General features: G+C 54.8%; 2 protein-coding genes. Both read right to left on the bottom strand.

Translation table 11 applies throughout. The annotated features are described in order from the left end of the window. Positions 1-799: 799 nt before the first annotated feature. A complete protein-coding gene (locus L1X57_RS09225) occupies positions 800-1591 on the bottom strand; it encodes an OmpA family protein (protein ID WP_009724794.1) in 792 nt (263 codons plus the stop codon). 78 nt (positions 1592-1669) lie between these two features. Next, positions 1670-13471, bottom strand: a complete 11802-nt coding sequence (locus tag L1X57_RS09220) for an ESPR-type extended signal peptide-containing protein (RefSeq protein ID WP_234668032.1) — start codon at positions 13469-13471, stop codon at positions 1670-1672. Positions 13472-13677: the final 206 nt, after the last annotated feature.

The following is a 13677-nucleotide window of genomic DNA, read 5'->3' as shown; positions in this document are numbered from 1 at the left end:
TTGGCCATCTCGGTGCGATGTTGAAGCTCAGGGGCAAACCAAACCTGGGGCAACATCATTCCGACTGGGCAACTGTCGAATGCCATCACGCAGTTAAAAACCATTTCATAGCGCTGCGATAGATAAGCAAACGACCTTTGCAGGTACCCTTGAGGCTCTGTGTAAAAACACAGAATCTTATGAGCACCGTTCAAGGCGTTTATTTAGTGGGTACATTCTCTTACTTAGATAAGCACTAACTCAACACAGTGACATGATTGTTAATACTCAGTAATTAGAGCAAAAATCGATACTATCTCCAGGCATTTAACGACATTTAATATTTAAAAATTAATTACAATATTTCAGCACCCCTTTTTCTCTAACGAACAATATTTTCAAAAAGTTAAAAAAGAAAGCACCAATAATAAAATAAAATAAAAAAACAAATAAAAACATATACTTATATTGATAAATAAAACAAACAAGAAACACCCACCTCTATCTAAAACAACAACTAACACTAAAACAAACAACATTAATAAAAATACATTTAACATTTAAAACTTTTTATCAATCGGCTTTTTCTAAAAAAATACTTTTGTTTTTTACCATTGTTAATACTGTGCCATTAGCACTACGTCTAAACAGATGAAAATACTCCTTCCGACTTAGTTAACTGTAATTAACTATTTGCATTATCGGATCATTTTTGTAGCAAAGTGTTAGCAAGGTAATAAAATGCCCGCGTGACATTTACCTATAAAGGTCATGGCATACACGGGCATTAATGTGATGACAGAGGAATTTTTTTGTTGATTTAGCTCTCGTATTGCAGCGTTATCTCCACCCTTCGATTGGGTTTTAAACACTCTCTAACGCTTGGGGTCGCTATACTGCCAGGGCAGTTCACTACAGGGTCGGCCTGCCCTCTTCCTACCACCTCTAAGCTGGCACGCGCCACCCCTTGGCTAGCTAAGTAATTGCCGACTGTTTCAGCCCGCGCCTGGGATAGACGTAGGTTGTGTTGTTCATCACCAAAGCGATCAGCATAGCCGACCACTCGTACATTGGTGGGCGGCTTGGTTTCATCGAATGCTGCTACTATCCTTTCTAAGGCACGCCGACCTTCCAGGGTCAGCTGCGCGCTATCAAAGTCGAACAGCACATCCCCTGGCAGCATTAGCTTCTCTTGGCGTGGCTCTATAGCGAATTCCTCCACCTGGATAGGAACTAACAGCGCTGGGCATTGTGCATCACGCCAGTAAGTGCTTTTGACGCGCATATCACGGTCAAATAGCAATTTATACTGGCAAGTAATGTACTCATTGCCGTTGCCAGTATAAAAATTAAAGGCGTAGTCCCACTCGCGCACGCCAAAAATACCTTCGCTAAAGTGCGGATGCCCCAATAATAGACGTACTTGGTCTTTGTGTTGGCCTTCAGAAATGCGCAGTACATCATCGGGATCGACAAAATCCCCGGTTTTCAGATACGTGCTGTCCAAATCAGGAAAGCGAACTTCCCCCTCGTCTGTTAGCGACGCATTTGAAGCACAGCCTGCTAACCCGATCACCAGGCCAATTGCTAATATCGTGGATCGATTTTTCATGGTCACGCCCTATTCCGTCATACAAGCCTATTAGTAACAGAAACTGGGGAGAGAGAAGTCTCTCCCCAAGCTTGCGAATTAATCAATCACCCCTGAAATACCGACACCAATAGTGGCACCTGCCCGTGAACCAGCAATGCCTGCGTTTAAGCTCCAGCGGCCATTATCCGCAGTACGGCGAAAGTTGATGCCGACGGCACTTTCACCACCGTGGTGGCCACCCCCTACGTGGTAAGTAAGCTTACCGGGCACATAAGGGGCGTGCCCCATAGCAGCAACCGCTGCAATGCCTGCATTAGCGTTGCGCTCAACCTTATCAATGCGGCCGTGAACATTGTTGATTTCATTAGCAAAACGCTGACCCAACTCATTCATTTGGCCTACGTTGACGGCATCCCCAGCATTAACACCAGGCGCCACATTGGTAATAGTGGTGCCGTTGGCATCAAAACCTGTTTGCGTCATGCTAGGGCCATCTTGAATCCTTACGCCATCGTTATTGATTGTGGTGTTACCAGTGGTGACGCTATTCACATTTAGCTCTCGATTAAGCGTAACCTGAACCCCCTGCCCTGTAGTACGAGTAGTGATGTTGTTATCTCCAGTCACTGCAACGGTATCCCCGAGCTGACGATTAACCGGCTCACCCTGGTCGGCACTGACATTCAGGCCTTTGTCTAGCGTGGTGTTAATGTTGCTTATGCTGTCAGTGTTACCTGCAATCTGGTTACGGTTACCTTCGATATTAGCGGTGTTGCCAGCGACATCCTGACGTGTCGTGTGAAGCTGATCTCCTGAAACTGCATCCGAACTGCCCGATGCAATCTCGCCTGGCGCTACGTTAGTAATTTTGGAGCCACCATCGCCTGCCAGCTCAACAGTATTTTTATTGATGGAACCATCATCGTTTCGAGCATACTCGACTGCGCCTTCTCCGCCCCCTTGGGGTATACCTGCCACCGTTTCAGTAAGATCGCCCAAGCCACCTTCCACGATAGTTAAGCGATCATCGAGCGTATCCATAAACTGGTTGGAGGCGTATAGCTGGCTTCCATTGATGGCATCGGTACTGGTTGCGCTGATCCGTCCTGCCGCTACATTGGTAATGGTTCGCTCGGAACCGGCGTTACCAACGCTAACTGTGGCCACTGGATTTACACCTGCGAACTGATAGGTCTGGCCTCCAATCTCCACCGAGGCAGTTCTCATAGCCGCTTCGGTGCGGGCACCTTCACCTAGCGCCACACTGCCTTGGTGTGATGCCATTGCTTCGTAACCCATGGCCAGCGCACGGTCACCCGTAGCACGCGCTTCGTACCCAAGGGCTGTGGAGCCTTGCGCTTCGGCAAACGCATCGCTCACATCAAGGCCCTCATCGTTGGTACGCACATAGCGAATACCTCGACCGTTATTAGTGATGTACTCGTCACTCAGATCGCCTGCGATGTTGATGACCCCACCTTCCAGGTTCTTAATCAGATCCTGAGTCGCCCAGAGTTGCGAACCATTAATGGCATCGGTGCTGTCTTCACCAATACCACCTTCGCCTACCCCACTAATAATGGTGTTCCCACTATCATCCACATTGTCTGCATTGATGCTGACACTACCTATATCAACTTGATCAAAGCTAACTTCATCTGCGGTAGCCACTGTGTAGATAACCTGTCCATCATCACCGATGCGATCAGCAACCGTCATGTTGTTACCAGCTTCCACTTCCGTTTTGGCAGCGGTGACACTGCTACTAAGGTTATTGGCAACGTTTTGCAAATCACCGGCGTTAATGACATTCCCTAGCGCATCGCCTTCTAGCTCGTCCAGCGGGGTGTCACCAACCCCACTTGCCGCATTGGTAATCTGTTTATTACCAGCATCGATACCTTGTGTAGTGACACTTGGGCCACCTGTGATCACCAAACCATCGTTACTAATAGATGTATCTCCCACCGACACGCTATTACCGATACGCACATCATCGGCTAGACGATAATCAATCGAAGTACTGCCGTCTTCGCTACGCATATGGGAAATCACCACGTTTTCATCGCCGCTAACAAAGTCCACGTTCGCGTTAGGCCCTACATTGCTGCTAACAGTACCTGTTTCATTTGAGGTGGTGACGTTCCATCCTGCGTTAGCTGAGCTGCTAACCTTTTCCAACTGACTGAGGTTCACGGCGTCGTTAGCATTCACCCCATCAGCCAAGTTGCTAATGGTGGTGTTGTTCATATCAATGCCGCCGCCAGTGAGCGTCGGGCCGCCGGTGATGGCGAGGCTGTCACTGTTGATGCTAGTGAAAGTAACATCATCTGCCGTGGCGATCTTGATGCCACCCGCCTCATCACTGAGCACGATGTTATCGCCGGTCACGAAGTTGGCGACGTTGTCGTTCTCATCGAGGGTTTTCACCTCGGTGCCGTCGATCTGGGTAACTACGGTTTGGAGCGCCGAATCCGCCAGTGTCAGGCTGTCTTTTGAAGCTTGGCTAAGATCGACCGCGTAGTCAGTGACGTTATTGGCATCGGGGGCAGCGGCGGTGACATCTACCGCGCCGGAACCGGCACTCACTGATGCGCCCTCGGCATTAACGGTGTAGATATCCTGACCGTTCACGCCAGTAGCCTTGTCCACACTGGCCACATTGGTGCCGCCCGCGACTTCAGTCTTCGAAGCGGCAGCGGAGTTTTCCAACTGGCTGAGGTTGACCGCATCTTGCGGGTTAACTCCAGGAGCAAGATCACTGATAGTGCCGCCATTCATATCAATGCCGCCGCCAGTGAGCGTTGGGCCGCCCGTGATGGCGAGGCTGTCACTGTTGATGCTAGTGAAAGTGACATCATCCGCGGTGGCGATCTTGATGCCGCCCGCCTCATCACTGAGCACGATGTTATCGCCGGTCACGAAGTTGGCGACGTTGTCGTTCTCGTCGAGGGTTTTCACCTCAGTGCCGTCGATCTGAGTGACCACGGTTTGCAACGCGGAGTCGGCCAACGTCAGGCTGTCTTTGCTGGCTTGACTGAGATCCACCGCGTAGTCGGTGACGTTGTTGGCATCGGGCGCAGCGGCAGTGACGTCTACTGCGCCGGAACCGGCACTCACTGATGCGCCCTCGGCATTAACGGTATAGATGTCCTGGCCGTTAATACCGGTGGTTTTATCCACACTGGCGATATTGCTGCCGCCCGCGACTTCGGTCTTTGAGGCCGCTGCGGCATCGTCTAGCTGATTAAGATTGACCGCATCAGTACCCGCCACCCCAGGGGCCACACCCGAGATCGTGGTGTTGCCGGCATCGATACCGGTGGCCCCGATGTTGACGGGGCCTGCCGTCAGGGTGTCGGTCTTAACATCCGTGAAGGTGACGTTGTCCAACGTGGCAATTTCAATGCCGCCCGCACCGTCAGGGCTGAGCGCCATATTCTTGCCCGTCACGAAGTTGGCGACGTTGTCATTCTGATCAATCGTCTTAACCGCAGCACCGTCGATCTGAGTGACCACGGTTTGGAGCGCCGAATCCGCCAGCGTCAGGCTGTCTTTTGAAGCTTGGCTAAGATCGACCGCGTAGTCAGTGACGTTGTTGGCATCGGGGGCAGCGGCAGTGACATCCACCGCACTGGAACCGGCACTCACTGATGCGCCATCCGCATTAACGGTGTAGATATCCTGGCCGTTAATACCGGTGGTTTTATCCACACTGGCGATATTGCTGCCGCCCGCGACTTCGGTCTTCGAAGCGGCTGCGGCATCATCTAGCTGATTAAGATTGACCGCATCAGTACCCGCCACCCCAGGGGCCACACCGGAGATCGTGGTGTTGCCGGCATCGATACCGGTGGCCCCGATGTTGACGGGGCCTGCCGTCAGGGTGTCGGTCTTAACATCCGTGAAGGTGACGTTGTCCAACGTGGCAATTTCTATACCGCCCGCACCGTCAGGGCTGAGCGCCATATTCTTGCCCGTCACGAAGTTAGCGACATTGTCGTTCTGATCAATCGTCTTAACCGCAGTGCCATCGATCTGGGTGACCACGGTTTGTAGCGCAGAATCCGCCAGTGTCAGGCTGTCTTTTGAAGCTTGGCTAAGGTCGACCGCGTAGTCAGTGACGTTATTGGCATCGGGGGCAGCAGCGACGACGTCCACCGCTGCCGAGCCTGCGCTAACGCTCGCGCCCTCGGCATTAACGGTGTAGATGTCCTGGCCGTTAATACCGGTGGCTTTATCCACACCGGCCACATTGGTGCCGCCAGCCACTTCAGTCTTCGAAGCGGCAGCGGCATCGTCTAGCTGATTAAGGTTGACCGCATCAGTACCCGCCACCCCAGGTGCCACACCGGAGATCGTGGTGTTGCCGGCATCGATACCGGTGGCCCCGATGTTGACGGGGCCTGCCGTCAGGGTGTCGGTCTTAACATCCGTGAAGGTGACATTGTCCAACGTGGCAATTTCAATGCCGCCCGCACCGTCAGGGCTGAGCGCCATATTCTTGCCCGTCACGAAGTTGGCGACGTTATCGTTCTGATCAATCGTCTTAACCGCAGTGCCATCGATCTGGGTGACCACGGTTTGTAGCGCAGAATCCGCCAGTGTCAGGCTGTCTTTCGAAGCTTGGCTAAGGTCGACCGCGTAGTCGGTGACGTTATTGGCATCGGGGGCAGCAGCGACGACGTCCACCGCTGCCGAGCCTGCGCTAACGCTCGCGCCCTCGGCATTAACGGTGTAGATGTCCTGGCCGTTAATACCGGTGGCTTTATCCACACCGGCCACATTGGTGCCGCCAGCCACTTCAGTCTTCGAAGCGGCAGCGGCATCGTCTAGCTGATTAAGGTTGACCGCATCAGTACCCGCCACCCCAGGGGCCACACCGGAGATCGTGGTGTTGCCGGCATCGATACCGGTGGCCCCGATGTTGACGGGGCCTGCCGTCAGGGTGTCGGTCTTAACATCCGTGAAGGTGACGTTGTCCAACGTGGCAATTTCTATACCGCCCGCACCGTCAGGGCTGAGCGCCATATTCTTGCCCGTCACGAAGTTGGCGACGTTATCGTTCTGATCAATCGTCTTAACCGCAGTGCCATCGATCTGGGTGACCACGGTTTGTAGCGCAGAATCCGCCAGTGTCAGGCTGTCTTTTGAAGCTTGGCTAAGGTCGACCGCGTAGTCAGTGACGTTATTGGCATCGGGGGCAGCAGCGACGACGTCCACCGCTGCCGAGCCTGCGCTAACGCTCGCGCCCTCGGCATTAACGGTGTAGATGTCCTGGCCGTTAATACCGGTGGCTTTATCCACACCGGCCACATTGGTGCCGCCAGCCACTTCAGTCTTCGAAGCGGCAGCGGCATCGTCTAGCTGATTAAGGTTGACCGCATCAGTACCCGCCACCCCAGGTGCCACACCGGAGATCGTGGTGTTGCCGGCATCGATACCGGTGGCCCCGATGTTGACGGGGCCTGCCGTCAGGGTGTCGGTCTTAACATCCGTGAAGGTGACATTGTCCAACGTGGCAATTTCTATACCGCCCGCACCGTCAGGGCTGAGCGCCATATTCTTGCCCGTCACGAAGTTGGCGTTGTTATCGCCCTTGGTCAGGGTTTTGACATCAACACCGTCGACCTGGGTCACCACGTCCTGCAGCGCCGAATCCGCCAGCGTCAAGCTGTCTTTCGAAGCTTGGCTAAGATCAACCGCGTAGTCGGTGACGTTGTTGGCATCGGGGGCAGCGGCGACGACGTCCACCGCTGCCGAGCCTGCGCTAACGCTCGCGCCCTCGGCATTCACGGTGTAGATGTCCTGGCCGTTAATACCGGTGGCTTTATCCACACCGGCCACATTGGTGCCGCCAGCCACTTCAGTCTTCGAAGCGGCAGCGGCATCGTCTAGCTGATTAAGGTTGACCGCATCAGTACCCGCCACCCCAGGGGCCACACCGGAGATCGTGGTGTTGCCGGCATCGATACCGGTGGCCCCGATGTTGACGGGGCCTGCCGTCAGGGTGTCGGTCTTAACATCCGTGAAGGTGACGTTGTCCAACGTGGCAATTTCTATACCGCCCGCACCGTCAGGGCTGAGCGCCATATTCTTGCCCGTCACGAAGTTGGCGTTGTTATCGCCCTTGGTCAGGGTTTTGACGTCAACACCGTCGACCTGAGTCACCACGTCCTGTAGCGCAGAATCCGCCAGCGTCAGGCTGTCTTTGCTAGCTTGGCTAAGGTCGACCGCGTAGTCAGTGACGTTATTGGCATCGGGTACAGCAGCGACGACGTCCACCGCTGCCGAGCCTGCGCTAACGCTCGCGCCCTCGGCATTAACGGTGTAGATGTCCTGGCCGTTAATACCAGTGGCTTTATCCACACCGGCCACATTGGTGCCGCCCGCTACTTCAGTCTTTGAAGCGGCAACAGCGCCTTCCAACTGGCTTAGGTTCACGGCGTCGTTAGCATTCACCCCATCAGCTAGGTTGCTAATGGTGGTGTTGTTCATATCAATGCCGCCGCCAGTGAGCGTCGGGCCACCCGTGATGGTCACGTCATCAAAGACCACACTGTCGGCCGTGGCAACGGTGATATCAGCGCCGTTGCGAGTAATATCAATATTCTTGCCGTCGATAAACTGAACAGTATCGCCGGGCGCCACATTGGTGGCCGTGTCACCGTTGGTTTGAACATCCCAGCCAGCGCTGGCCAGTTCATTAACCGCCTTTAATTGGCTGACATTGACGGCGTCAGTATCTTCTGCACCGGCAGCAACATTGATGATGCGACGCTCATCACCCACAGTGCCCACTGAGACCTCACTTGTTGCCGTGGGTGCTGCAACTGCAATCGGATTGCCACTTGAATCTAGTGGCTGGTAAGCCGCAGTAGCAAGCGTGCTGCCATCAGCAAACGAACCAGAACCTAAGGCAACATTACCAGTGCCCTGGGCTGACGCACCGCTACCAATGGCAACAGCTTCTATGCCGCCATCAAATAAATCTGTTGCGGCCCGAGCACCTTGGCCAATCGCAATTGATCTATTGCCACCAGCCAAGGCCCCCGTCCCTACCGCTACTTGATCTGACCCAATGCTGGCTGTGCGTGCACCATCGCCCATGGCTAGCGAGGAATTACCATCGGCCAGCGCATTAGTACCCGCCGCCAGCGCATTGATGCCGGTCGCACCGTCGTTGTCGTAGTTACCTTGCTGGACTCCGTTATCATTGACACTGTAATAACGGGTGCGGTTTTCATCGAAGTAATCGAGATTAACCGCATCACCACCGTTTATCGGCGCCCCCACATTGGTAATGGTATCACCGCCCATATCAATGCCGTTGTCATTGAGCGTTGGACCATTGTTGATTGTCAGGCTATCAGCGGTGAGGTTCGGGCTAGTGGCAATTTCAATCGCGCCACCCAGATCGCTCAGCTCGATGTTATCGCCGCTGATAAAGTTAGCGACATTGTCGTTCTGATCAATCGTCTTAACCGCAGTGCCATCGATCTGAGTGACCACGGTCTGGAGCGCGGAGTCGGCTAGCAGTAGGCTGTCTTTGCTGGCTTGACTGAGGTCGACCGCGTAGTCAGTGACGTTGTTGGCATCGGGGGCAGCGGCGACGACGTCCACCGCACCGGAACCGGCGCTCACTGATGCGCCGTCCGCATTAACGGTGTAGATGTCCTGGCCGTTAATACCGGTGGCTTTATCCACACCGGCCACATTGGTGCCGCCAGCCACTTCAGTCTTCGAAGCGGCAGCGGCATCGTCTAGCTGATTAAGGTTGACCGCATCAGTACCCGCCACCCCAGGGGCCACACCGGAGATCGTGGTGTTGCCGGCATCGATACCGGTGGCCCCGATGTTGACGGGGCCTGCCGTCAGGGTGTCGGTCTTAACATCCGTGAAGGTGACGTTGTCCAACGTGGCAATTTCTATACCGCCCGCACCGTCAGGGCTGAGCGCCATATTCTTGCCCGTCACGAAGTTGGCGTTGTTATCGCCCTTGGTCAGGGTTTTGACGTCAACACCGTCGACCTGAGTCACCACGTCCTGTAGCGCAGAATCCGCCAGCGTCAGGCTGTCTTTGCTAGCTTGGCTAAGGTCGACCGCGTAGTCAGTGACGTTATTGGCATCGGGTACAGCAGCGACGACGTCCACCGCTGCCGAGCCTGCGCTAACGCTCGCGCCCTCGGCATTAACGGTGTAGATGTCCTGGCCGTTAATACCAGTGGCTTTATCCACACCGGCCACATTGGTGCCGCCCGCTACTTCAGTCTTTGAGGCCGCTGCGGCATCGTCTAGCTGATTAAGGTTGACCGCATCAGTACCCGCCACCCCAGGGGCCACGCCAGAGATCGCGGTGTTGCCGGCATCGATACCGGTGGCCCCGATGTTGACGGGGCCTGCCGTCAGGGTGTCGGTCTTAACATCCGTGAAGGTGACGTTGTCCAACGTGGCAATTTCAATGCCGCCCGCACCGTCAGGGCTGAGCGCCATATTCTTGCCCGTCACGAAGTTGGCGTTGTTATCGCCCTTGGTCAGGGTTTTGACGTCAACACCGTCGACCTGGGTCACCACGTCCTGTAGCGCGGAATCCGCCAGCGTCAGGCTGTCTTTGCTAGCTTGGCTAAGATCGACCGCGTAGTCAGTGACGTTATTGGCATCGGGGGCAGCGGCGACGACGTCCACCGCACCGGAACCGGCGCTCACTGATGCGCCGTCCGCATTAACGGTGTAGATGTCCTGGCCGTTAATACCGGTGGCTTTATCCACACCGGCCACATTGGTGCCGCCCGCTACTTCAGTCTTCGAAGCGGCAGCGGCATCGTCTAGCTGATTAAGGTTGACCGCATCAGTACCCGCCACCCCAGGGGCCACACCGGAGATCGTGGTGTTGCCGGCATCGATACCGGTGGCCCCGATGTTGACGGGGCCTGCCGTCAGGGTGTCGGTCTTAACATCCGTGAAGGTGACGTTGTCCAGCGTGGCAATTTCAATGCCGCCCGCACCGTCAGGGCTGAGCGCCATATTCTTGCCCGTCACGAAGTTGGCGTTGTTATCGCCCTTGGTCAGGGTTTTGACGTCAACACCGTCGACCTGGGTCACCACGTCCTGTAGCGCGGAGTCCGCCAGCGTCAGACTATCTTTCGAAGCTTGGCTAAGGTCAACCGCGTAGTCGGTGACGTTGTTGGCATCGGGGGCAGCGGCAACGACGTCCACCGCACCGGAACCGGCGCTCACTGATGCGCCGTCCGCATTCACGGTGTAGATGTCCTGGCCGTTAATACCGGTGGTTTTATCCACACTGGCGATATTGCTGCCGCCCGCGACTTCAGTCTTCGAAGCGGCTGCGGCATCATCTAGCTGATTAAGATTGACCGCATCAGTACCCGCCACCCCAGGTGCCACACCAGAGATCGTGGTGTTGCCGGCATCGATACCGGTGGCCCCGATGTTGACGGGGCCTGCCGTCAGGGTGTCGGTCTTAACATCCGTGAAGGTGACGTTGTCCAACGTGGCAATTTCTATACCGCCCGCACCGTCAGGGCTGAGCGCCATATTTTTGCCCGTCACGAAGTTGGCGTTGTTATCGCCCTTGGTCAGGGTTTTGACGTCAACACCGTCGACCTGGGTCACCACGTCCTGTAGCGCGGAATCCGCCAGCGTCAGGCTGTCTTTGCTAGCTTGGCTAAGGTCGACCGCGTAGTCGGTGACGTTATTGGCATCGGGGGCAGCAGCGACGACGTCCACCGCTGCCGAGCCTGCGCTAACGCTCGCGCCCTCGGCATTAACGGTGTAGATGTCCTGGCCGTTAATACCGGTGGCTTTATCCACACCGGCCACATTGGTGCCGCCAGCCACTTCAGTCTTCGAAGCGGCAGCGGCATCGTCTAGCTGATTAAGGTTGACCGCATCAGTACCCGCCACCCCAGGTGCCACACCGGAGATCGTGGTGTTGCCGGCATCGATACCGGTGGCCCCGATGTTGACGGGGCCTGCCGTCAGGGTGTCGGTCTTAACATCCGTGAAGGTGACATTGTCCAACGTGGCAATTTCAATGCCGCCCGCACCGTCAGGGCTGAGCGCCATATTCTTGCCCGTCACGAAGTTGGCGTTGTTATCGCCCTTGGTCAGGGTTTTGACATCAACACCGTCGACCTGGGTCACCACGTCCTGTAGCGCGGAGTCCGCCAGCGTCAGGCTGTCTTTGCTAGCTTGGCTAAGGTCGACCGCGTAGTCAGTGACGTTATTGGCATCGGGTACAGCGGCGACGACGTCCACCGCTGCCGAGCCTGCGCTAACGCTCGCACCATCAGCGTTGATGGTGTAAATGGTCCCACCATTAGGGTTATCACTTTCTGCCACACTCGTAACGTTTGTGCCTGCTGCCACACTAGTTTGCGTAGCAACAAGCTGGCTGACATTCACCGCATCATCAAGTTCGGTACCTGCCGCAACGCTGGTGATCTGGCGGCTTCCGATATCCACAGCTGCTTGAGTGGCCACCGTACCATTAATTGCGGCGGTGTCTGCTGCCGTCGCACCAAAGGGTACATAGCCCACTATGCCTGCTGCGGTATCTGCTACCGAACCAGAGCCTAGTGCCACTCCTCCCGCCTGCGTGACATCCGCATTATTACCCACCACCATGGCATCGGGGACATTGATGTTATTGTCGTTGCCGATAATGCGGCTGCCGTCAGCGGTAGCCGCAAGGATGTTACGGTTACCAAACACACCGGCATTATTAGCTTCGATGGTATTGTCGTTGCCCAGTGCGTAGCTGCCTGCGCCCGTGATGATATTAGGATCACCGATAGCGCCAGAACCTGTTCCAGAAACTTCGTTAGCAAAACCAATACTAATGCTTCGTTCACCAGAAGCGATAGCACCCGTGCCTATTGCCAGAGAGTCGACCCCTGATGCCTTGGAGTCAAAACCTACCGCGATACTTTGCAACTCAGTGGCTTCTGAGCGCCGCCCCATCGCCACACTACTTTCTGCCAGTGCTTTTGCCGCTGGGCCTACCGCCAGCGAAGCAAGTCCCTCAGCTTTTGATTGAATACCCAGGGCATTAGCAAACTGTGCTGTTGCTTCTGAGCGCTCACCAACTGCTAAAGAGCTAGCTCCAGTCGCCTGGCTTTTATTTCCAAGGGCTGTGCTTGAAAGCTCCGATGCAATGGTTTCTCCACCTATTGCTATCGCATTGCCACCTAATGCTTGCGCTCCTCGAACTGCGTTACTTCCAATGGCGATCGAGTGTAAGCCAGAAGCAAGCGTTGAGTCCGCCACTGCTAGTGGCGTCGTGCCATCCCCACCGGCACCCCCAATCGCAACGGCATTAAGCGCCGTTGCTTGGCTGCCAAAACCTAATGCTGTGCCACTCACGCCGGTAGCACGACTTTCTAAACCTATTGCCGTCGCCCAACGTGCAGCCCTAACATTAAAACCAAATGCTGCCCCACCAGCTCCAGTGACCTGACTAAAAGTGCCATATACAGTCGCTGCCGACTGGCCATTACCACTGGCATTACAGCCAGCAACGGTTGAATAAGTTCCGCTACCATCAATAGGATCAAACGTGGTGCTAGGTGTAACTAATCTTCCAATTACCGTTCCTCCACCAACTGAAACACAGCTACCACCATCTGAGGCAAATTTGCGTGCCTCGGCGTCTGAAATGCCCAACGGCAGTAACAACATCGTGGCACAGGCGAGCAATAGTGCTTTGGGTTTCAGTGGTGTGAATAACCGGCACTCTGTCGTTTTCTGTACCGGTATTGGCGGTTGTCCTACCTGTTTACTGCCATTCCCCGCTTTGTGCTGAGAGCGAGCGGCTTCTGATGCCACAACCAGACGACCTAAAGTGCGGTTCCAGATAAGGCGAAATACGTTATTCATTGCGCTTCTCCCTTTTCACATCAGCGGGGGGAACCACCTATGTGAAAAATTACGGCATTGTCAGGCGGGGTATCTAAATGATCGATTTCAGGCGGTGTTTCCCAAAACAACAGGTCAACAACTAAGAGTTATTTAAGTTATCCTGCATAAGCATTTACTTAAAAAACGACAGACACCCAACAAACATTTAGATAAGGAGTTTATTT

The sequence above is a fragment of the Halomonas sp. TD01 genome, from assembly GCF_923868895.1.
Taxonomy (GTDB): domain Bacteria; phylum Pseudomonadota; class Gammaproteobacteria; order Pseudomonadales; family Halomonadaceae; genus Vreelandella.
Note: the sequence above shows the minus strand (reverse complement) of the source record. Positions and strands in the feature narration are given on the sequence as shown.

Excerpts from the sequence above, each read along its gene's own strand:
- L1X57_RS09225 (WP_009724794.1), bottom strand. The coding sequence starts at position 1,591 with ATGAAAAATCGATCCACGATATTAGCAATTGGCCTGGTGATCGGGTTA.
- L1X57_RS09220 (WP_234668032.1), bottom strand. The coding sequence starts at position 13,471 with ATGAATAACGTATTTCGCCTTATCTGGAACCGCACTTTAGGTCGTCTG.